Annotated in this window: 22 protein-coding genes; 12 read left to right on the top strand and 10 right to left on the bottom strand. The window is 75.5% G+C overall.

The window, feature by feature from the left end:
• Positions 1-379: 379 nt before the first annotated feature.
• The 5 genes from ACH4SL_RS18710 to ACH4SL_RS18690 all read left to right on the top strand — a co-directional run bounded on the left by ACH4SL_RS18710 (position 380) and on the right by ACH4SL_RS18690 (position 6138).
• Positions 380-2053, top strand: a complete 1674-nt coding sequence (locus tag ACH4SL_RS18710; RefSeq protein ID WP_398447775.1) for a lipid II flippase MurJ — start codon at positions 380-382, stop codon at positions 2051-2053.
• On the top strand, positions 2043-2798 hold the full coding sequence (locus ACH4SL_RS18705) for a polysaccharide deacetylase family protein (protein ID WP_398446774.1): 756 nt from the start codon (positions 2043-2045) through the stop codon (positions 2796-2798). Before ACH4SL_RS18710 ends, ACH4SL_RS18705 begins: the two co-directional genes overlap by 11 nt.
• A 333-nt stretch (positions 2799-3131) precedes the next feature.
• Positions 3132-4259 carry a glycosyltransferase gene (locus ACH4SL_RS18700; RefSeq protein ID WP_398446772.1) on the top strand — a complete coding sequence of 376 codons (1128 nt, stop codon included), beginning with the start codon at positions 3132-3134 and terminating at the stop codon, positions 4257-4259.
• Positions 4260-4267: 8 nt separating this feature from the next.
• Complete coding sequence (locus ACH4SL_RS18695) at positions 4268-4879, top strand: lipopolysaccharide biosynthesis protein (protein ID WP_398446770.1); 612 nt, start codon at positions 4268-4270, stop codon at positions 4877-4879.
• Positions 4880-4932: 53 nt separating this feature from the next.
• The gene (locus ACH4SL_RS18690) at positions 4933-6138 is read left to right on the top strand and encodes a GNAT family N-acetyltransferase (RefSeq protein ID WP_398447773.1); all 1206 of its coding nucleotides are present in this window, start codon (positions 4933-4935) and stop codon (positions 6136-6138) included.
• Between the two features lie 25 nt (positions 6139-6163).
• Here the strand turns inward: ACH4SL_RS18690 and ACH4SL_RS18685 are convergent, their stop codons facing one another.
• Complete coding sequence (locus ACH4SL_RS18685; RefSeq protein ID WP_398446768.1) at positions 6164-7507, bottom strand: glycoside hydrolase family 26 protein; 1344 nt, start codon at positions 7505-7507, stop codon at positions 6164-6166.
• Positions 7508-7891: 384 nt separating this feature from the next.
• Here ACH4SL_RS18685 and ACH4SL_RS18680 point away from each other — a divergent pair, with 384 nt between their 5' ends.
• A complete protein-coding gene (locus ACH4SL_RS18680) occupies positions 7892-8368 on the top strand; it encodes a tyrosinase family oxidase copper chaperone (protein WP_398446766.1) in 477 nt (158 codons plus the stop codon).
• A gap of 32 nt (positions 8369-8400) precedes the next feature.
• Entirely contained in the window at positions 8401-9267 is an 867-nt protein-coding gene (locus ACH4SL_RS18675; RefSeq protein ID WP_398446763.1) for a tyrosinase family protein, read from the top strand.
• A gap of 84 nt (positions 9268-9351) precedes the next feature.
• Here ACH4SL_RS18675 and ACH4SL_RS18670 read toward each other — a convergent pair whose 3' ends face one another.
• A complete protein-coding gene (locus ACH4SL_RS18670; RefSeq protein ID WP_398446761.1) occupies positions 9352-9654 on the bottom strand; it encodes a chaplin in 303 nt (100 codons plus the stop codon).
• 178 nt (positions 9655-9832) lie between these two features.
• On the opposite strand from ACH4SL_RS18670, the gene ACH4SL_RS18665 reads away from it, so the two are divergent.
• Positions 9833-10336 carry a DUF5949 family protein gene (locus tag ACH4SL_RS18665; protein ID WP_398446758.1) on the top strand — a complete coding sequence of 168 codons (504 nt, stop codon included), beginning with the start codon at positions 9833-9835 and terminating at the stop codon, positions 10334-10336.
• Positions 10337-10422: 86 nt separating this feature from the next.
• Here the strand turns inward: ACH4SL_RS18665 and ACH4SL_RS18660 are convergent, their stop codons facing one another.
• The 4 genes from ACH4SL_RS18660 to ACH4SL_RS18645 form a co-directional block, all read right to left on the bottom strand.
• Positions 10423-10698 (bottom strand): hypothetical protein, encoded by a 276-nt coding sequence (locus ACH4SL_RS18660; protein WP_398446756.1) that lies wholly within the window; start codon positions 10696-10698, stop codon positions 10423-10425.
• 40 nt (positions 10699-10738) lie between these two features.
• Entirely contained in the window at positions 10739-11113 is a 375-nt protein-coding gene (gene crcB, locus ACH4SL_RS18655; protein ID WP_398446754.1) for a fluoride efflux transporter CrcB, read from the bottom strand.
• Positions 11110-11454, bottom strand: coding sequence for a DUF190 domain-containing protein (locus ACH4SL_RS18650; RefSeq protein WP_398447771.1), 345 nt, complete (start codon positions 11452-11454; stop codon positions 11110-11112). Before ACH4SL_RS18650 ends, crcB begins: the two co-directional genes overlap by 4 nt.
• Positions 11455-11519: 65 nt before the next feature.
• Positions 11520-11930 carry a CrcB family protein gene (locus tag ACH4SL_RS18645; RefSeq protein WP_398446752.1) on the bottom strand — a complete coding sequence of 137 codons (411 nt, stop codon included), beginning with the start codon at positions 11928-11930 and terminating at the stop codon, positions 11520-11522.
• 332 nt (positions 11931-12262) lie between these two features.
• Here ACH4SL_RS18645 and ACH4SL_RS18640 point away from each other — a divergent pair, with 332 nt between their 5' ends.
• The gene (locus ACH4SL_RS18640; RefSeq protein ID WP_398446749.1) at positions 12263-13303 is read left to right on the top strand and encodes a hypothetical protein; all 1041 of its coding nucleotides are present in this window, start codon (positions 12263-12265) and stop codon (positions 13301-13303) included.
• Positions 13304-13310: 7 nt separating this feature from the next.
• Here the strand turns inward: ACH4SL_RS18640 and ACH4SL_RS18635 are convergent, their stop codons facing one another.
• From ACH4SL_RS18635 to ACH4SL_RS18620, 4 genes are all read right to left on the bottom strand, one after another.
• The gene (locus ACH4SL_RS18635) at positions 13311-13907 is read right to left on the bottom strand and encodes a hypothetical protein (RefSeq protein WP_398446747.1); all 597 of its coding nucleotides are present in this window, start codon (positions 13905-13907) and stop codon (positions 13311-13313) included.
• 12 nt (positions 13908-13919) lie between these two features.
• A complete protein-coding gene (locus ACH4SL_RS18630) occupies positions 13920-14411 on the bottom strand; it encodes a DUF1992 domain-containing protein (RefSeq protein WP_398446745.1) in 492 nt (163 codons plus the stop codon).
• A gap of 34 nt (positions 14412-14445) precedes the next feature.
• Positions 14446-16119 (bottom strand): SpoIIE family protein phosphatase, encoded by a 1674-nt coding sequence (locus ACH4SL_RS18625; RefSeq protein WP_398446743.1) that lies wholly within the window; start codon positions 16117-16119, stop codon positions 14446-14448.
• A 668-nt stretch (positions 16120-16787) separates the two neighbouring features.
• Positions 16788-18281: an MFS transporter gene (locus ACH4SL_RS18620; protein ID WP_398446741.1), complete on the bottom strand. Its 1494-nt coding sequence runs from the start codon at positions 18279-18281 to the stop codon at positions 16788-16790.
• A gap of 573 nt (positions 18282-18854) precedes the next feature.
• On the opposite strand from ACH4SL_RS18620, the gene ACH4SL_RS18615 reads away from it, so the two are divergent.
• From ACH4SL_RS18615 to ACH4SL_RS18605, 3 genes are read left to right on the top strand one after another with little or no spacing between them, the layout of a single operon-like run.
• Positions 18855-19670, top strand: coding sequence for a heavy metal-binding domain-containing protein (locus tag ACH4SL_RS18615; protein WP_398446739.1), 816 nt, complete (start codon positions 18855-18857; stop codon positions 19668-19670).
• A gap of 1 nt (position 19671) precedes the next feature.
• Entirely contained in the window at positions 19672-20535 is an 864-nt protein-coding gene (locus ACH4SL_RS18610) for a heavy metal-binding domain-containing protein (RefSeq protein WP_398446737.1), read from the top strand.
• A gap of 37 nt (positions 20536-20572) precedes the next feature.
• The gene (locus tag ACH4SL_RS18605) at positions 20573-20998 is read left to right on the top strand and encodes a hypothetical protein (RefSeq protein ID WP_398446735.1); all 426 of its coding nucleotides are present in this window, start codon (positions 20573-20575) and stop codon (positions 20996-20998) included.
• The last annotated feature ends 16 nt before the right edge of the window (positions 20999-21014 follow it).

Genomic DNA, 21014 nt, shown 5'->3' with positions numbered 1-21014 from the left:
CCGGACGCGGGCGCTGAGCCGCTTGCGGAGCGCTCGGCGAGCTGCACCGGCGCAGGAGGGGGCGGTCGCCCCCGCGGGCGGTGTTCGGGCGGGTGAGGCGGCGGCGCCGGAGCCGCCCATGGCGTGGGAGGCCGCCTCCTCGGGCGGTCCTCGGGCGGTCGAGGCGGCCGCGGCGCCGGAGCCGCTGTCCCCCGCGGGCGCTCGGGCGGGTGAGGCAGTCGCCGTGGCGCGGGACCTGCTCCGGCCGCAGTCGGCTGCCGGTGCGGACGGAGGTGGCGCCGGGGCTGACACGGCGGAGGGCGCTGGGTGCGGGGCCGTTGCGGGGGCGTGCGAGGACGGCGCCGGGGCGGCTGCCGGCGCGGCAGGTGCGCCTGCGCCGCTGCTCGTCGGACGGGGTGCCGGCACGCCGGACGGAGGCGCCCAGGGCGCCGGTGCGGCGGGGGCGCGGGGGTTTGTGGCGCGGGCCGCGGCGGTCACCGCGGGGCTGAGTGTGGCCGGGTCGGGGCTGGGACTGGTGCGGGACCAGGCCATTGCGCGGTATTTCGGCGCCGGGGCGGGGAGCGACGCCTTTCTCGTCGCCTGGACCGTGCCGGAGATCGCCGCGACCGTTCTCATCGAGGACGCGATGGCGCTGCTGCTCGTGCCCGCCTTCAGCGCGGCCCTTGCCAAGGGCGGTACGGCCGCGCTCATCCGTGGCACACTGCCACGCCTTGCCGCTCTGCTCGCCGCTGTCACGGTCGCGCTCTGCGCCGCGGCCCCGCTCGCCGTCCGCGTCCTGGCCCCGGGCCTGCCCGACCCCGCGCTCGCCGCCGCGTGCGTCCGGCTGACCGCCACCACCGTGCTCGCCTTCGGCCTGGCCGGCTACCTCAGCGCCGCGCTCCGCGCCCACCACCGCTTCCTGCCGCCCGCGGCGATCTACGTGGCCTACAACGTGGGCATCGTCGCGACGCTGCTGGCGCTCCACCGCCCGTTCGGCGTCCGGGCCGCGGCGCTGGGGGTCGCGGTGGGCGGCGCCCTGATGGTGCTGGTGCAACTGCCGCCGTTCCTGCGGGTGGTACGTGGGCGCGGCGGCCGCGCGGACGTGGCCGTGTGCCACGCCGTGGCAATGGGCCGGGCCGAGGGCCCGGTGGCGGCGTACCCCGGCACGCCGGGGCGGTCCGGCGCGGACCGCCGGGCCCCGCACCGGCGGCCGTACCGCGTCGTGCGCGGCAAGGGCGGCGGGCTCGCGGTGGGGCTGGTCGTGCCGGTCGTCGTCTTCGCCGTCAGCCGGCAGGCGCAGGTGCTCGTCGAGCGGTATTTCGCCGCCGGGCTGCCCGCCGGGGCCATCTCGCACCTCAACTACGCGCAGAAGGTCGCGCAATTGCCGATGGCGCTCTCGCTCATGGTCAGCACCGTGACCTTCCCCGTCGTCGCCCGCGCGCTCGCCGCCGGGGAGCGGGAGGGCGCGCGGCGGCGGGTCGAGCGCGACCTCGCGCTCGCGTGCGTCGTCGTGCTGCTCGGCACGGCGTACGTCGTCGCGTGCGCGCCGCAGCTCGTCGGCGTGCTCTTCCAGCGCGGTGCGTTCGGCGCCGCGGACACCGCCGCGACCGCCGCGGTCATGCGCGTCTACGCGCTCGGGCTGCTCGGTCAGACCCTGGTCGGCGCGCTCGTCCGCCCGTACTTCTCCGCGGCGCGGCCCACGTGGTTCCCCGTCGCGGCAATGGCCGCGGGGCTCGCGGTCACGCTCGCCGCGGACGCCGCCGCCGTCGGGGCCTGGGGCGCGTACGGGATCGCCGCGGGGAATGCCGCGGGGATCAGCCTGACCGCCGTGCTGCTGCTGCGCGGGCTGCCCGCGCGGGCGGTGCCCGTCCGGGTGGGCGCGCTCGCGGTGGTCGTGGCCCGGTACGTGCTCGCCGCCGCCGTGGCCGCGGGTGCCGGGTGGTGCACCGTGCGGCTGCTGCCCGGGTCGGCCGTGGCCGGCGCGGGCGCCTGCTGCCTCACCGTTCCGCTCGCCTTCGCCGCCGCGGCCGCCGCGGCCGGCGCGCCTCTCAGGAGCCTGAGCCATGCCGTCTGAAGCCGCCGCACCGGCACCGTGGGTGCTGATGTACCACTCCGTCGCCGCGGGCGGCGAGGACCCCTACCAGGTCACCGTGAGCCCGCGGCGGCTCGCCGCGCACCTCGGCTGGCTGCGACGGGCCGGGCTCACCGGCGTCGGCGTCGGTGAACTCCTCCGGGCCCGCGCGGAGGGCCGCGGGCGCGGCCTGGTCGGGCTCACCTTCGACGACGGCTACGCGGACTTCCTCACCGCCGCGGTGCCGCTGCTGCGGGCGTACGGGCACCGGGCCACGGTCTTCGTGCTGCCCGGCAGGCTCGGCGGCGACAACGCGTGGGACGCGGAGGGGCCGCGCAGGGCGCTGCTGGACGCGGACGGGGTCCGCGCCGCCGCGCAGGCCGGGATGGAGGTCGGCGCGCACGGGCTGCTCCACCGCGACCTCACCGCCTGCGAGGACGCCGCCCTCGCCGTCGAGACCGCCGGGAGCAGGGGGCTGCTCGGAACGCTCACCGGGGAGGCCCCCGCGGGCTTCTGCTACCCGTACGGGGCCGTCGACGCGCGGGCGGTGGTGGCGGTGCGCGCCGCCGGGTACGCGTACGCCTGCGCGGTGACCCCGCCCGCCGGGCTCGCCGCCGGGCCGTACGCCCTGCCGCGCGCGTACGTCGGCGAACGCGACCACGTCGGGCGGCTCCTGGCGAAGGGCGTCCTCCACCGCCTGCCGCTGGCCCGCACCGCGCTGCGCCGGGGGGCGGGGTCCCGTGCGTAGCCCCTGCGGGGTGCGCGGGAGGGGGCTCGGCCCGCGGCCGGCGGTCCGCTTTCCGCCGGGGGCGGCGGCAGAGGGGGCGCCACTTGCCGCGGCGTGGCGATGTGCCGGTCCGTTCGGGCTGGGCGCGGGGTTCTCCCCCGGGGTTTCGCCTGGGAGGTGCCCCCACGCGCTCCTGGAGGGCGCTCGTCCGGCGTGGTGCGTGCCCGCTTCTGCCGGAGCGGGCCGCAGTCCCGCGGGGTGCCGTGTCCGCGGCACCGGTCGGTCGGGTGGCACCGTGCGGCTGCCGGAGAACGTCCGCCCGGTGGGGCGCGGGTCGGCTCCGGGGGTGGGGGGATGAAGGTGCTGCACGTCATCACCGGGCTCGGGGTGGGCGGGGCGGAGCAGCAGCTCAGGTCGCTGGTGCGGCAGATGGCCGACGCCGTACCGGCCGCGCAGGTCGTGGCGTTGACGAACGCGGGGGCCGTGGCCGAGGGGATCAGGGCGGACGGCTTCCAGGTCACGGATCTGGGGATGCGGGGCAATCGCGACCTCGCCGCGCTGCCGCGGCTCACGCGGCTGATCCGGGCGGGCGGCTTCGACCTCGTCCACACGCATCTGTACCGCGCGTGCGTCTACGGGCGGATCGCCGCCCGCCTGGCGGGCGTGCGCGCGGTCGTGGCGACCGAGCACTCGCTGGGTGACTCGCAGATCGAGGGCCGCCCGCTGAGCGCGGGCACGCGGGGGCTGTACCGCGCGACGGAACGCCTGGGCGCCGCGACCGTAGCCGTGTCCGCGACCGTCGCGGAGCGGCTGCGGGCGTGGGGTGTGCCGGAGCGGCGCATCCATGTCGTGCCCAACGGCATCGACCCGGAGCGTTTCCGCTTCGACCCCGCCGTGCGGGCGGCGGCCCGGCGGGTCCTCGGTCTGGACAAGGCGGCCTATGTCGTTGCCGGTGTGGGCCGCCTGGTGCCGGGCAAGCGGTTCGACCTGCTGGTGCGCGCGGTGGCCGCGGACCCCGGCACGTACCTGCTGCTGGCGGGGACGGGGCCGGAGCGCGGCCGGTTGCTGCGGCTCGCCGCGGAGGCGGGGGCCGCGGACCGTGTCCGGGTCGTCGGCGAGGCCGGGGGCGGGACGGGCGGCGGGCCGGACGTACCCGGTGTGCTGGCCGCCGCGGACCTCTTCGTGTCGCCGAGCGCCGAGGAGGCCTTCGGGCTCGCGGCGGTGGAGGCGCTCGCGGCGGGGCTCCCGGTGCTGTACGCGGCCTGCCCGGCGATCGAGGACCTGCCGCCGCAGGACGCCCCCGGCGCGAGCCGGACGGGCGGCACGGCGGAGGAGATCGCCGCGGCGATCGGGCGGCAGCGCCGGGCGGGGCCGGTACGGCTGGCCGTGCCCGCGGCAGTCGCGCACTACCACATCGCCAATACCGCGGACCGGGTCCTGGCGTTGTACGCCACGGCGCTCGGGTCCGCCCGGAAGAAATGAGCTCCTGTATGAGGGCACTCCCGAAGGCAGCGCGGTGGGCCGCGCTGCCGCTGGGCGTCGGCTTCGGCATGCTCGCGGGTCTGGGCTGGGACATTGCCGCGACTCCGCAATATGCCGCGACCAGTTACGTGATGGTCGTGTCGCAGCACGCCGACGCACCGGCCGCGCTGGGCTTCGCGCAGGCCTACGGGCGGGTGGTGACCGGTACCGCGGTGCTCGCGGGCGCGCAGACGGAAGCCGGTACGTCCGCCGAGCGGCTGCGCGGGCACGTGGAGTCGCAGACCTCCCCGGACGCGCCGATGATCTCGGTGACCGGCACGGCGTCGAGCGGCGCCGCGGCGGCGCGTTACGCCAACGCCGTGGCCAAGTCCCTTGCCGCGACCGGCAACCGGGAGGCGTCCAGCACGGGCGTCAGCCTGCTGCTCTTCGCACCGGCGTCCGCGCCCGCCGCGCCGTCCTCCCCGTCCGCGGCCCTGTCGGCAGCGGTCGGCGGGAGCGCGGGCGGCCTGCTGGGCGCCCTTGCCCTGCTCGTCCGCCCGGCCCCGCGCCGTACCCCGGACGCCGCGGACACGGCCGCTCCCGTCCCCGCCCCCGCACCGGCCGTGCGGGAGAGCGCGTGACCCCGCAGCCCGGACCGGCCGCCGACCACGGACCGGCCGCCGCGCCATCGCCCGTGCCCGCGGCCCCGCGGGCCGCCGCCCTGCCCGGCGTGGGGGCCGAGGCGCCGCTCGTGGTCAGCGTGTGCCGGGAGAGCGGGGAATTCGGGAGGCTCGCGGAGGAGTGGGGCGGGCTGTGGCGGCGGTGTGCGGGTGTGACGGGGTTTCAGGGGCATGGGTGGCTGCACTCGTGGTGGCTGGCGTACGGGGGGCGGCGGGATCGGCTCCGGGTCGTGCTGGTGCGCAGGGCGGGGGTGCTGGTGGGGGCGGCGCCGCTGATGCGGACGTACCGGCCGTGGCCGGTCGTGGTGGCGCTCGGCGGGGGGATCACGGACTACACGGACGTGCTGGTCGCCGCGGACGGGGTGGCCGGGACGACGCCGGACGCGGTGGCGCGCGCGCTCGCCGAGGGGATCCGCGCGGTGGCGCGGGGGGCGGTCGTCGACCTGCGGGAAGTGCGGCCGGGGGCGGCGGCGTTCGCGGTGTACGACGCGTGGCGCGGGCCGAAGCGGCGGGCGGCCGGGTCGGTGTGCCTGGAGCTGCCGGGGCTGCCGATGGAGGAGCTGATCGCGCGGGTGGGCAGTTCGCGCGGGCAGCGCATCCGCGCGAACCTGCGCAAGCTGGACGACGCGGGGGTGACCGTGCGCGAGGCCGCCGCGCACGAGGCGCCGGACGCCGTGGCCGGCCTGCTGCGGCTGCACCGGGCGCAGTGGCAGGGCCGCGGGGTGACGCCGGAGCACCTGCGGCCGCGCTTCGCCCTGCACCTGACGCGCGCGGCCGGGGCGATGGTGGCGTCGGGCGAGGCGGCGGTCGCCGAATTCCACGTCGGCGGCCGCGTCGTGGCCGCGAACCTCACCGTGCTCTCCCCCGCCCTCGCCGGCGGCTACCTCTACGGGGCCGATCCGGCGCTGCGCGGCACCAAGGTCGACGTCATGACGCTGCTCATGCGGCACGGCGTGGGGCACGCGGCAGGCGCGGGCCGCCCCGTGCTGAGCCTGCTGCGGGGCGCGGAGCCGCACAAATTCCACTGGCGGCCCGAACACGTCGCCAACGAGCGGCTGCTGCTCGCGAGCCGCCCGCTCGGCCCCCTGCTCCACACCCGCTACGCGCTCGCCCTCGCCCGCACGCGGCTGGCCGGCACGGCGGCCGCCCGGCTGCCCGCCCTGCGGGCGTGCCGCGCCCGCCTGAACGACCTGCTCTCCCGCCGTCCCGCCCGCTCCTGACCCCGCCGGAAAAGCCCGCTCCTCCTCATCCCCGCGTCTTCCCCGACGGGCTCGGCACGGGAGCGGTCCCCGGCGGCACCGCGCCCTTTCCCGGCGCCCGCGAGGCCGGCGCGACGGACGGCGCGGGCGCCGCGCCCGGCGGCACCGGCGCGGAAGTGCCATGCGGCGGCTTCCGCGTCGGCGCGGGCGTGCTCGGCCGCGGGCTCCGGGACGACGCCGGAGTGCTCGGCCGCGGACTGCTCGACGGCGTGTGAGTGCTCGGCCGCGGACCCCGCACCGGCGCGGAAGTGCCCGGCCGGGGGCTGCTCGACGGTGCGGGCGCGCCGCCTCCCGAGGCGGCGGGCGCGGCCAGCAGCTCGCGGAAGACCTTCGACGACTCCGGGTTGGCGGTGCACTGCCACACGCCGTGCGGGCAGTAGTCGGTGATGGTCTGGTAGAGCGCGTGGTGGTCGCTCATCCACCGCAGCATCCCTTTGACGTACGCGGTGTCGTCGCCGTTCTGGAAGAGGCCCCACTCCGGGTAGGAGACCGCCTTGCCGTGCTGCGCCGCGAAGTCGACCTGCGCCTGGAGTCCGTACGGCTCGCTGACCTGGTGGTCGAAGGACTGGCCCGGCGGCTGGTCGTACGAATCCATGCCGATGACGTCCACCGTGTCGTCACCGGGGTAGCACTCCGTCCACGGGACGGCGTCCTTGCCGCGGCTGGGCGCGAAGTCGAAGCGGAACTTCTGGCCGGGCACGGCGCGCATCGCCGCGACGATCCGCCGCCAGTACGCCTGCCAGCTCTTCGGGTCGGGGCCGCAGCGGTGGGCGTACGTCGTGCCGTTCATCTCCCAGCCGAGCACGACCACCGTGTCCGGCACGCCCATGTCGACCAGATGCTGGGCGAGCAGGGAGAAGTGCGCGTCGAAGGCGCCGCTCGCGCCCTGCCGCAGCAGGCTGCGGACCTGGGTGTCCGAGGTGCGCTCCTCGTTCCCGGCCTGCATCGGCACGTTGAGCACGAACAGCCGGTCCGCCTCGGCCCGCCGCCAGTCGGCCCAGGGCTGGAGCAGATCCTGGGGGCCCTCGACGTCCTCCCATGTGCCGCCGGGCAGGTAGGTGTGGCCGACCCGGACCGGGGTGCCGCCGAGCCACTTCTGGAAGCCCGCCAGATTCGCGACGCCCTCGGCGCCGGAATCGGTGAAGGCACCCAGGTAGGGGAAGGCCGGATCCGCGGACCCCGCGGCGGCGCTGCCACTCCCGCGGGCCTGCGCGGAGCCGCCCCGGCCCGCGGCGGCGGAGCCGAGCGCGCCCGCCACCAGGCCCGCCAGCAGGGTGGCCGTGGCGACAGCGGCCCCCGCTCCTGTGATCCACCGGCGCCGGTCGGCCATGCTCCGTCACTCCTTGCTCGTCGGAAACGACGGAATGAGTGTTCCCCTTTCGGCGCGTCATAACGTATGACAAACGGCTCGATGTCGCGGAGTAGGCCAAACGCGCTGTCAGTTCCCTTGCCCGCATTTCCAATCGCCCCCAGACGGTGAATTCCGACGTATCGTCGATATGCCCATGGCATGCGCGTGCGAATCCGGCCGCCCTGTCACTCGCGCGGATGAACTTCCGGCTCGCATAAACCGATAATCCGCAGTTCTTCGTCTCCGCGTCTGCATGATGGCCCGGCGGCGAACGGTCGAGAACGGCCGAGAGCGGCCGTGAACGAACGGGAAGCGCAGGGGGAACGGGCGAGAACCGATGAGAGTGGACGAGAGGAGTCGGCCGTGAGCGAGCCCGACACAGGACGGAAGGCCGACCGGAGGTCCGGGCGCACCGCCGTCACCCGCCGGCGGGTGATCACGTCCGGCGTGACGTCCGCGGCCGCCGTGGCGGGCACCGTCGCGGCACTTCACCCGATGCTGGCGGCGGGGCAGCCGTCGGGCGCCGCGGGCGCCGTCGCGGCGGGCGGACCCGCCGGGTCCGACGGCAGCGGCGGCGACGTCGAGGCGCGGCCCGCGCTCTTCGACGAGGTCTACCGCGGCCGCCGCATCCAGGGCTTCACCGATCCGGGCGAGGACGGCGTGGCCGTCACCATCGACGGGGTGGCGCTGCCGCTCATGCGCCGGGTCGACGGCAGCTGGATCAGCACCGCCAACCACTACCAGCCCTACACGACGCCGCTGGCGACCGCGCGGGCGGCGGTCGACGTCATCGGCCGGGCGAAGCTCTCCGCGGCCTTCGCGCAACTGCACCACCACTGACCCGCGTACCACCACCGATCGGGGCACCACCGGTGAACACCCGCAAGAACCAGCGCAATCTGACCAGCAGCCAGCGCACCCGCTTCGTCGAGGCCGTCCTCGAACTCAAGCGCTCCGGCCGCTACGAGAAGTACGTCCGCACGCACGCGCAGTATTTCGCCTCGGACGGCGAGAACGGTCTGCGCGTGGCGCACATGGCTCCGACGTTCTTCCCCTGGCACCGGCAGTTCGTGCTGTACTTCGAGCGCGACCTCCAGCTCATCGACCCGTCCGTCACCGTGCCCTACTGGGACTGGACGGTCGACGACAAGGAGACGTCGGCGCTGTGGGCGGCGGACTTCATGGGCGGCAACGGGCGCGACAGCGACGGCCAGGTGATGACCGGCCCGTTCGCGTACAGCGGGGGCAAGTGGCCGATCACCTTCGGCGTCACCGACGAGAAGTACCTGACCCGCAACATCGGCCGCCCCGACCGGCCGATCGCGCTGCCCACCAAGGCCGAGCTGGACGGGGCGCTGGCGCTCGGCACCTACGACACCGCGCCGTGGAATTCCGCGCCCGACACGCAGGGCTTCCGCAACAGGATCGAGGGCTGGACGGTCAGCGAGACCAAGGGCGGCTACCTGCACAACCGGGTGCACCAGTGGGTCGGCGGGCACATGATCGGCGCGGCCTCGCCCAACGACCCGGTCTTCTGGCTGCACCACGCCTTCATCGACCTCATCTGGGTGCGCTGGCAGCGGCTGCACCCGAACTCCGGCTATCTGCCGACGAAGGCGCTGGCCGGTGACGATCCGGAGAGCGGCCGGGTGATCAGCGCCGACGAGCCGATGCCGCCGTGGAACGTGAAGCCGTCGGAGATGTTCGACCACCGCCCGTACTACCAGTACGAGGAGTAGGCGCTCCGGCAGCCCGGCCCGTTATGCCGGACGGCCTCCCCGCTGTGCGGGGAGGCCGTCTCACGCGTACGGGCCGTGCGCGGTCTACCAGCTGTCGTCGCCGCCGGGGGCGGGCTGGGTGACGGGGGTCGGGGCCACCGTGCCCGTGGAGGTGTTCACGCACTCGTTGCCGAAGGCCGGGTTCAGCAGGCCGATCACGTTGACGGTGTTGCCGCACACGTTGAGCGGCACGTGGACCGGCACCTGGACGAGGTTGCCGGACAGCACGCCGGGGGAATTGACGGCAGCACCGGCGGCGCCGGAGTCGGCGGCGGCAATCCCGGCGCCGGCGGCCAGAACGGCGCCCGCGGCGGCGGCGACCGCCGCTGCCTTTGCGATACGCGACATCGAGATCTCCCTGAGAGGTAAGAGCGGCAGCATTACGCTGCGGCTTCGACGCAGTGGGCAACGGGACGGGTCGGCTATGGTCACGCAGGTTGCGCTGAATCGGTGATTCGTTATCGGATTACGCCAATGGAGTGACAACGGCTCCGGGCGGCCGCCCCCGGCCGTTAGGGTCCGGCCCATGAGCCAGACCACTTCCGCGTCCGACGCGTCATTGCTGAGCCGACTGGGCACCTTCATGGTGATCCCGTGGTCCGGCGAGAATCACCAGGACGGCCGAGACATGGCCTTTCTGATGGCCTACACCCTCGGCGACGGGGCCGAGGGCCCGGCGGGGTCGGAGGCGGCCGCGCTCGCCGTCGCCGAGGAGGCGGGGCTGCCGGTCGGCGGCGCGATCCTCGACGTGGCGCAGACGCCCAGGTCGCCCGTCAAGCTGCTGGTCGAGGGCGGCAAGGCCGTGCTGACGATGCCCCATCTGCATGTCGCGTGCGCGGTGCCGGACGAGTGGACGGCCGCGGCGCGCGACCGGGGCACGGTGTACGTGATCCTCGCCAGCCGCCCCTGGCCGCAGGCCGTGCCGGGCCGCCAGATCACCGAGGACGACCTCAAGGCCTTCATCTCCGACGAGACGGCGCTGACCTCCGCCGCCCACTGCTTCGTCCCCGTCAGCTCGCTCATGTCCTGACGCGCCGCCCCGTCACAAGGCCACCGGTCCTATGTACGACCGGTGGCCTTGTGACGGGAACGGCCGCGGGCCGCAGGGGGGCGTCGCTAGTCGTTGACGAGCTCGTTGCCCGCGTTGACGGCGTCCGTGCCGGCCTGCACGGCTTTCTTCACGGCGCCCACCTTCCTGGCCACACCGGACTGCGCGACCAGCCCTCCGGCGGTCTGCTCGCCCACCGTCCCGGCGGTGACAGCGGTGCCGTTGAGGGTGTTGCCGAGGTCGGCGGCCTGGGCCGACGCGGAGGTGGCGGCGGTCGCGGACGTGGCTGCGGCGAGCAGGACCGAGCCTGCCGCCGCCTTGCTGAGGAATCGGCGTACGTTCATGGCCCGTCCAACGACCCACCGCCCCCCGAGGGCACGCGCCTCACCCCCACACGCTGGTCCCCAAGGTCACCCCGGCGAAGGCCATGGCCAGCCCGACGACCACGCTGAGCAGGGCGTTCCCGGCCGCGTACGCCTTCGCACCGTCCTCGGCCAGCCGCAGCGTCTCGTAGGAGAAGGTCGAATACGTCGTCAGCGCCCCGCACAGCCCCGTGCCGAGCAGCAGTTGCAGGTGCGAGGACGCGGCGCCCGCCAGGGAGGCGCCGGTGAGAATGCCGAGGATCAGGCAGCCGCACGCGTTGACGACGAAGGTGCCCCACGGGAAGACCGAGTCGTGCCGGGACTGCACCGCCCGGTCCGTCAGGTAGCGCACGGGGGCGCCGACCGCGGCGCCGACGACGACGAGCAGCCAGTTCACTCCGCGGCATTCCCGGGCCGGGCGCTGTGCCGTACGACCTCGCAGGCGTCCAGGACCACCATGCCCTTCTGCACCAAGCCGTCCAGCTCGGGCAGGAAGGCGCGGACGCGCTCCTCGGTGTCGACGACGACCACCGCCACCGGCAGATCCTCGCTGAGCGACAGCAGCCGCGAGGTGTGGATCAGGGAGGACGCGCCGAAGCCCTCGATGCCGTGGAAGACGCTCGCGCCCGCCAGGCCCGCGCGGCGGGCGCGGTGCACGATCTCGGTGTAGACGGGCTTGTGGTGCCACCGGTCGCTCTCGCCGAGCAGGACGGTCAGACGCAGCGCGGCGCCGGACAGCTGCCACTCCCCGCCCGTCTCTGCGGCGCCGGGACCGGTGCTGTTGCCGGAGTTCGTCTCAGGGGTCACGGAATCCATCGTGCCCGCCACGCCAGCACCCCGCGGGTTGCCCACGCCGAGGCCCACACCGCGCCGAGCGCGGCGGCGAGGGTCGCGGCGGTGTACGCGGCCGCCGTCGCCGCCTGGTGCGCGTCCACGAGCCGCCGGGCCTCCACCGCGTACGTCGAGAAGGTGGTGTAGCCGCCGAGCACGCCCGTGCCGAAGAAGGGCCGGACCAGCCGGTGTGCCGCCCAGACCTCGGTGATGAGCACCATGAAGACGCCGATGACCGCGCAGCCCGTGACGTTCACCCCGAAGGTCGTCCACGGGAAGACGCCCGCCGACTGCGGCCACAGCAGCACGGCGCCGTACCGCGCGCACGCGCCCGCCGCGCCGCCGGCCGCGACAACGCCCACAACAGGCCACTGGTCATACATAAGACCGGGCACCTTGTGCGGTGGATGCGGTGGACGGGGGCGGCGCCGGGGCGGCGGCTCGGGCGGCTGCTGCATGCGCGGGCGTCCTCTCGTGCCGTGCGGGCCCCGTTGGTCAGCGTAATGCGCGCCCGCCCCGTACGGCCTGCTCGCAACGGCGGCGGGGCGCGGGGCGCGGGGCAGCCGAGGGGGCCCCGGCAGGGGCCGCGACACCGTTGCACGCACGTGACAACGGGCTGACAGGAGGGGGACGTTGCGGCTGCCAAGATGGCCGGAGCGTCGGCGGGACAACGCGACCGGCGCACGACCACATCATGTCCATGGGGGAATCAGCCATGTCCGTACGCACCAGAAACCGCCGTGCCGCCGCCGTAGCCGTCGTGGCGAGCGTCACCGCGGGGCTCGGCCTCGTCCTCACCGGCTGCGGCCCGGAGGACGCCACCGGGGCCGACGACACGAACCCGACGGCCACCAGCTCCGCCAACGGCTCGGCGAACGGCGGCGCCACGTCCGAGCCCACCAAGGGCTCCGACGGCAAGGCGCAGCCCGCCAAGCTCAACGGCACCGCCAAGAGCGGCCTGACCATCAGCGACGGCTCCCGCTTCGTCGTCATGAACGGCACCCGCGTCGACTTCGGCACCGTCGTCCGCGACCTCGCGTGGTCGCCCGACGGCAGGAAGGCGGCCTTCGTCGACGGTGACGGCGACCTCGTCGTCAGCGCCCCCGACGGCAGCAGCCGGACGATCGTCGCGAAGAACCCCGGCAACGAGAACTGGTCGCACCCGACCTGGCAGGTCCGGGCCGCCGACACGGCGAACCAGCTGCCGAAGCTGGACAACATCTTCTTCGCCGGCCGCAAGGACGGCGTCTCCCGGCTCTACGGTGTCTCCGCGACCGCGCACAACGGCACCCCGCACGTCCTCAGCCTGGGCCACGAGTCGGGGGAGGACGTCAAGGAACTGCCGCAGGCCGGCAACGTCTGGCCGAACGCCGCCGGCAAGTACGGCGCCGCCGTCTACGCCAACTCCGACGACGGCAAGGTCTACGTCCGCGACGACTACCTGCGGCAGCAGGGCGCCGCGATCACCCAGGGCTCGGAGCCCGCGCCCGCCCCCGTCGACGACGACGGCTTCGTCTTCGTGCGCTCGGTCGGCGGCCACGACCACCTCTTCCGGGAGACCCCCGGGGACAACGGCCCGACCTTCAAGGACCTGACCCCGAACGCCACCACCGACTACACCGAGCCGGCCTTCTCGCCCGACGGACGGACCGTCGCGGCCCGCACCCCCGCCGGCATCGTGACGCTGCCCGCCGACGGCTCCGCGGCGCCCGTCAAGGTCTCCGACTACACCGGGCTGCCCGCGTACCGCGCCTGACGCCCACTCACCCAGCGGCCTCGGCCGCCCGGGCGGCCAGCTCCGCGCGCAGCTCGTCCAGATGGCTGTCGGACACCTCGTGCGGCAGGAACTCGACGAGGTCGACGAAGCGGAAGACCACCTGGGACGCGGTGACGGCGAACTCGTAGTCGGCGAACCCGACGACCGCACCCGTCGCACCCCGCACCGCCCCCCTGACCACATGGCCCGTCATGTCGTCGGGGGCGTCCGCGCCCATGCGGCGGCGGGCGTTGGGCCGGGCCAGGTACGGGCAGACCATCGAGGCGTACAGCATGCACGCCCGGTGCCCGGGGCCCTCCAGCGTCGGCGCCATGTTCCGGTACGGCCGCCCGGCCGCCAGCGCCTCGGCTATGGCGGCGCACTCCGAGCCGCCCACCACCCGCCACACCGGGCCGCGCGGCATCAGCCGGTTGCACACCGAGCACAGCCGCTCCCGCGCGCACTTCGCACTGCGCTCGTAGTCGGTGAGCGCGAACTGCGGCTGGTCCCCCTCCCACGGGGTGATCGCCGGGACCGGATAGCCGCGCGCATCCCGCGGGCGGGCGTCGACGGAGGGCGGCACGGGGACGGATTCGAAGCGCACCGCCCTTCTCTATCAGGCCTGACGCGTCCGGCGGAACAGCCGCCGGAATCCCTTCGCGGGGGCCTCCCGCGGCTCCGGCTCCTGCTCCTGCTCCGCGGGATCCGGCTCGGGGTGGGCCGCGCGCCAGTCGGCCGCGACCTGCTCGACGTCGAAGAGCCCGCGCATCAGCGGCGGGCCCTGCGGCGGCCGGCGCAGCGCCTCGCGCAGATCCTCGTTGACCGCCTCGACGATCCGCCGCGCCCGCGCCTCGGTCGGCGCGGCCATGGCCGCCGCCTCCGCGTCCTCGGCCTGCTTGCGCAGCACCAGCGACGGCGGCAGCGCCGACAGCCCCTCGGACTGCATCTTGCGCCGCACCCACCACAGCGGGTCGTACGGCTCGTCCAGCGCGGGCAGCGGCTTGCCCGCGCCTTCCAGGCCCGCGAAATCCCCGCGCCGCTCGGCGTCCTGGATCTGCTTGTCGGCCCAGGTCTCCCACGAGACCCCGGGCGGCTTGCGTTCCGTCATCGCGCGCTCCTCCCCTGCGTGGCCGCTCTCCAGGCTAGCCCGGCGCGGCCCCGTACGGCCTGGCACGGGCCGCGAGGAGGGCCACGTCGTCCTCGGCGGCCTCCGGGGCCAGGCGGTGCACGACGCGGGCCAGCAGCGTGTCCAGGGGCCCCGCGGCGTGCGGCAGGACCATGCCGGCCAGGCGGGCGAGGGAGGCGTCGATGTCCTCGCCGCGCCGCTCGACCAGGCCGTCGGTGTAGAGCAGCAGGGTGTCGCCGGCGGGCCAGCGCACGTACACCCCCTCGTACGTACCGCCCAGATCCGCGCCCAGCGGCGGGCCCGGCGGCACCTCCAGCAGACGGATCCGGCCGTGCGGGTCGACGAGCGCGGGCGGCAGGTGGCCGGCGTTGGCGAAGCGGCAGCAGCCGTGCTCCGGGTCGGCGAGCGCCAGCAGGCACGTCGCCGGGCGCTCGGTGCCCGCGGCGGTGAGCAGCGCGTCCATCCGACCCAGGATGACGTCCGGCGGGTCGCCGTCGCCCGCGACGACGCGCAGCAGGGAGCGGTAGTGGCTCATCTCCACGGCCGCCTCCACGCCGTGGCCCATGACGTCGCCCATGGCCAGCAGCGTGACGCCGCCGGGCAGCGCGAACGTGTCGTACCAGTCGCCGCCCACCAGATCCGACGCGCCCGACGGGAGATAGCGCGTCGCGACGTCCAGCTGCGGCTGCGAGCCCCCGCCGGGCGTGGCCAGCAGCGCGCGCTGCAGCTCCACCGCGATGCCGTGCTCGCGGCTGTAGCGGCGCGCGTTGTCCATGCTGATCGCCGCGCGGTCGGCGAGCGCGACGGCCACGGCCACGTCCTCCTCGCCGAAGGCGGGCGACGACCCCGCGCGCACCATCGTCACCGTCCCCAGCTGCGCGCCGCGGGCCGCCAGCGGCACGACCAGCGCCGAATGGATGCCCGCCGCGCGGTAGGCCGACACCCGGCCGGTGTTCGGCGCGGACCTGCCCATCTCCGCGTCACCGGGCACGTTGTACGCGAGCGGGCGGCCGTTCTCCAGGCAGCGCGGGATCGCCGAGCCCGGCTGGTACTCGACGTGCTCGCCGGGCACCCCGAACTGCTGCACCGCATCGCGCAGCCCCGGCACCGACGCGAGCGCGGCCCGGCGCAGCCGCAGCATGCCCGTGGCGGGCGGGCGGCGCCCGTCCGTGCCGTTCATCGCCAGCAGCTCCACCGTCGCGACGTCCGCGATCACCTCGACGAGCAGATCGCACAGCTCCTGGCAGGTGCGGTCCACCTCCAGCGTCCGGCCGATCCGCACCGCCGCGGTGTCCAGGAGCTGGAGACGCTCCCGGGCCCTCTCCAGCTCCGCGCGCGCCTCGCGGTCGTCGCTCACCTCCAGCACGACGACGCCGATGCCGTGCACCCTGCCCTGCGCGTCCTCCAGCCGGTGGTAACTGCCACGCCACACCCGCAGCCGGTGCGGGGAATCCGCGCGGGTCTGCCCGCTCGACACCAGCTCGCGGGTCCGGCCGTCCGCCAGAACCTGGCGCAATGTACCGAGCCCGGCGTCCACGCCGGGTACGACCTCGGCGATCGTACGGCCGAGGTGCGCGTCGGCGGGCACGCCGTTCAGGCGCGCCAGCGCCGGATTGACGTAGACGAAGCGCAGGTCGGTGTCGAGCACGGCCACGCCGGCGCCGGTGCCCTCGATGAGGGCGGCATGCACCCACTCCCCGCCTGGAGCGCCTGCCCCGGGCGGGGAGGCGTGGTCGGGAGCGTCTGCTCCGCCTGGCCTCCCGCCCACCCGCACCTCCACGCGTCCGCCGGCCTTGCCCTCCAGCCTGCGCTTCCCTCCGGGGGCAGGCGAGTTTTCGTCCCCCGGCCGCGCCGCGCGACCCCGCCGCGCGGGGGGTGCCTCTGCGGCTTTCCCGCCGCGGGGGTGCCCGCGCCTGGCGGCGCGGGGTGGCTCCCACCCCCAGCCACCCGTGCGGGAAGTAGCAAAAGTTGCGGTCTCCCTGTGGGGCGCATTCGCCTTCGGGGGCGACCCGCAGTACCTCACACATCCACCCCCACCGGCTGGCACCCGCCCTCCGGCCGGGAGGGGGACGATCCGGGGGTGCCCCCGGAGGAATGCGCTTGCCAGTCCCTTCACGGCTACGAAAGAGGGCGAACGCGCATTCCGAGGAGGTACCCCCGGAGTGGCCCCCGACCCCACCCACCGCGCAGGCGCGCGATGCCACGCCGGGTGACACCGGGGGCGCGAGGAACTGCGCGATCAGCCACAACGCACCCAGCGCGTCGCCACCGACCCGAAGGGGCACCCCGGTCCGTACCGGACCACCGGCCGGTGGGGGCGGGCCGCGCAGTTCCCCGCGCCCCTTGGGGGCGCACCGCTCAGGGCCTGCGGGAGGGACGGGGCAAGGCCGCCGCCAAGGCAATCGCGGGGACCGCAGCCGCCAAGAGCAGCGCCGCGCCGACGCGCGAATCGGACCGCCCCCCGCTCAGGTGCGGCGACACCGTGGCGAAGGCCCCGACCACCGCAACGCCCAGAGTCGCGCCGAACTGGCGCACCGCGTTGAAGAGGCCGCCCGCCGCGCCCGCGGTGCCCGGGGGCGCGAGGGCGATGACCGCGGTGGTGAGGGCGGGCAGCGCGCAGGAGACGCCGAAACCCGTCACGGCGAGCCCCACGGCGAGCAGGGCGTAGGGCGCGCCCGTCCAGACCGCGCCGCCCATGACGCCGCCCCCGGCGGCCAGGAGGCCGAGCCCGGCCAGGACCGGGGCGCGGGGCCCGACGCGGGCCACGACGCGGCCGGTCAGCAGCGGGTTGAAGGCGGTGGGCAGCGTCATCGGCAGGAAGGCCAGGCCCGTGCCGACGGCGCTGTAGCCGAGCCGTTGCTGGAGCAGCAGCGGGAGCACGAAGAGCACGCCGGTGAGGGCGAAGCCCACGGCCGCGCCGGCGAGCAGCATCGCGGCCATGCCCGGGGCCCGCAGTACCGCGCGGGCGAGGACGGGCGCGGTGCTGCGGCGCTCGCGCCGGGCGAAGAGCCACGCCGTGGCAATTGCCACGCCGAAGGACGCCGCGGCATGCGCCCAGTGCCGCCCGCCGCCGGCGATCGCCGCGTCCGTGCCCAGCGCGAGCGCCGCGCACGCCAGCACCTGGCCCGCGCGGTCGATGCGGCGGGACGCGTCCGCGCGGCAGCGGAGGCCGGCGCCGCGTACCAGGGCGAGGGTGAGCGCCGCGATCGGCGCGTTGACGAGGAAGACCGCGCGCCAGCCCGCGAGGCCCACGAGCAGCCCGCCCGCGATGGGGCCGGCCGCCAGCGCGGCGCCGCTCACCGCGGCCCACACCGCGACCGCGCGGGCCCGCCGGGCGGGCTCCGGGTAGAGGACGGTGATCAGCGCCATCGAGCTGGGCACGCACGCCGCCGCGGCGACCCCGAGCACCGCCCGCAGGACGACCAGTACCCACAGCGCGGGTGCGGCCGCGCACAGCAGCGACGCGGCGCCGAAGACGGCGACGCCGCCGCGGAAGAGGCGGTGCGCCCCGAAGCGGTCGGAGGCGGCCCCGGCGGACAGCAGCAGCGCGCCGAAGGCCACGGTGTAGCCGGTGACCGCCCACTGGAGCCCGGCGACCGACCCGCCGAAATCGTGCGCGAGGTCGGGCTCGGCGACCGACAGCACGGTCATGTCGAGCAGCACCATGAAGTAGCCCAGCGAGATGCCGAGCAGCGCGTACGGTGCACGCTTGGCACCCGGCGCTCCGGCAGGGGCGGCGGACGGCGTGTGCGCCTGCGCAGGGGCGGGGTTCCCGGCGGCGGGAGCGGGCCGTGGCGCGGGGGATGGCATGTGCGGCTGGGCAGGGGGCTGGGCGGCTGGCTGGGCAGGCATCGGCTCTCCGGTCGTCCGGACTCACCCGGATGGCGGGTTTATGGGGAAGTGCCCGCAGAAGCGCCGCCGGGCTCCGGCCCGGCACATCACCCCGCGGGAAACGCCCGCCAGCATGCGGCCCACCCCCGTACCCCCTCCACCGGTACGGCCGCACGCAGCGTTCGGTCCAGCCGAACGCAGCCCCCGCCCGCGCGGCCGGCACCCCCACCCAGCGCGTGAGCGGCTCGGCAGTCGGTCACGGCGGCGGCGCGCCCCGCGCACGTACCCGTACGAGACCCCGACCCGGCGGCGGCCCCGCCCCCCGTACCTGCCCGGCCGGGCAGCCGGCACCGCTGTCGGCTCGCGGACAGTACGTCCACCGGTCCGCCCGGCGGCAGCGCGCCCCGCGCACGTACCCCGTACCGGGCCCCCGCACGTTCCCCGTCCACAGGCCTGTGGAAAGCGGCGCGGAGACCCAGGGGCGCCGCCCCCCGCGCGCCCCTCGGGAAGAGGCGGCTACCGGACGGGAGCGCCCACAGGGGGATGGCCTACGCTGCCGGGAGGCGGTTCCGCGGGGGCGGGGGGACGTGGGTCATGGCAGCGGGGGCAGCAGGCGGCGGGGCGTGGGGGTCCGCCATGTCGGCGCAGGAGTTCGCGGCGGTCACGGGCGCGGGGTTCGACCCGGTGGGGCAGGTGCTCGGGACTGCGGTCTTCCACCTCGGCTACACGGGCAACTGGTGCGCGGGCGCGTGGTCGCCGGGCCGGGGGACGGACGTGTCGTCGTCGCGCTGGGCGCCCTTCGCGGACCTGGTGCGGGCGATGTACGAGGCGCGCCGGCGTGCGCTCGGCCGGGCGGTGGCGGAATGCCGCACCCTGGGCGCGGACGGGGTCGTCGGGGTGCGGCTGCGGGTCGGCCGCTTCCCGTCCGGCGGGCTCGAATTCACGGTGCTGGGCACCGCGGTGCGGGCGCGTTCGGCGATCCGCCCGGCGCGGCCCTTCACGTCGCATCTGAGCGGCCAGGACTTCGCGCGGCTGCTGGGCGGCGGCTGGGTGCCGACCGGGCTGGCGTTCGGGATCAGCGTCGCGAGCCGGCACGACGACTTCCGCACCGTCCGGCAGACCCGGTGGCGGGCCGGGAACCAGGAAGTCGACGGCTACACCGAGCTGATGACCCACGCCCGCCGGGACGCGCGGGCCCAACTGGCCCGCGACGCCGCGGCGAACGGCGGCGACGGGGTCGTCGTGGACGAGATCGACGTACGGGTGGGCGAGCGCGAATGCGGCCAGAACTCCCGCGACCACATCGTGGAAGCGGTGTTCGTCGGTACCTCCGTCGCCCGCTTCGGCCGTACCGCGACGCACACCGGGCCGCGGCCACTGACCATCATGAGACTTGAGCGGGAGCACTGACATGGCGAAGCAGGCAGCGGGGGGATCGGACGGGCACGAGGCCCAGTTGGCGGCCGCGGGGGTGCCCGAGGACGCGATGCGGCGGCTGTCGCAGCTGCAGTCGGGGAAGGCCGGGTCGATCTTCACGTCCGACCTCTCGGTCAACGAGTTCCTGCTCGTGCGGGAGGCCGGTTTCCGGCCGCTCGGCCTGGTGCTGGGCTCGTCTATCTACCACGTCGGCATCCAGATGGGCCGCTGGTCGAAGAACCAGGAGCTCACGACGCTCTCCCAGGCGATGTACCACGCCCGGGAGCTGGCGATGAGCCGGATGGAGGCGGAGGCCAGCGAGCTGGGGGCGGACGGCATCGTGGGCGTCCGGCTGGACATCGAGATCAAGGAATTCGGCACGGACATAGCGGAGTTCATCGCTGTCGGCACCGCCGTGAAGGCGGACGGGGCCGACCCGGGCCACACCGGGACCTGGCTCAACAACAAGGGCAAGCCCTTCACGTCCGACCTGTCCGGGCAGGACTTCTGGACGCTCGTCCGCGCCGGGTACGCGCCCCTCGACATGGTCATGGGCTCGTGCGTCTACCACGTGGCGCACCAGAAGCTCGGCCAGGTGATCGGCAACGCGGGCCGCAACGTCGAGATCGAGCAGTTCACGCAGGCGCTGTACGACGCGCGGGAGCTGGCGATGGGACGCATGCAGGCCGAGGCGGAGGAGCTGGGCGCCGAGGGGATCGTGGCCGTGCAGCTGCGGCAGCACTCGCACACCTGGGGCGCGCACACCACGGAGTTCTTCGCCATCGGCACGGCGGTGCGGCCGCTGCGGGACGACCATGTCATCGACCGGCCGACGATGGTGCTGGGCCTCGACAGCTGACCGCGCCGGGAGGGAAACGGGAGGGAAAGGGGACGCCATGTCCGAGAACGAAGCCGAGCACGGTGCGCCCGGCGGTGACGGGGAGGTCGAGCTGCTCGCCGCGGCGCTGCGGCGGGACAGCGCCGACCTGGATCTCTACGCCCGGGTGCTGTCGGTCAACCTGATCGAGTCGCTGCCGCCCGGTGCGGTCCGGGTCGCGCGGAAGCGCTCGGTCGCGGACCGGATGGCCGGCCGCGAGGGCACGGTCACCGGCATGGACGTCTCGCTCGGGGAGCAGCGGCTGGCGCTGCGGCGGGAACGGGAGCGGACGGTTGCCGAGATCCACAAGGAGGTGCGCGGCGTCGTGCTCTCCCGCCGGGAGGTGGGCCTGGACGAGTGGGTCGACGCCCTCGCCCGCGCCTTGGCCGGCGCCGCCGCCTCCAGCGCCCGCGCCCGCGAGGCCCTGGAACGCTTCCTGACGTGACGGAACGCTTCCTGAC

The organism is Streptomyces sp. NPDC021020 (assembly GCF_044333285.1).
In the GTDB taxonomy this organism is placed as follows: domain Bacteria; phylum Actinomycetota; class Actinomycetes; order Streptomycetales; family Streptomycetaceae; genus Actinacidiphila.
Note: the sequence above shows the minus strand (reverse complement) of the source record. Positions and strands in the feature narration are given on the sequence as shown.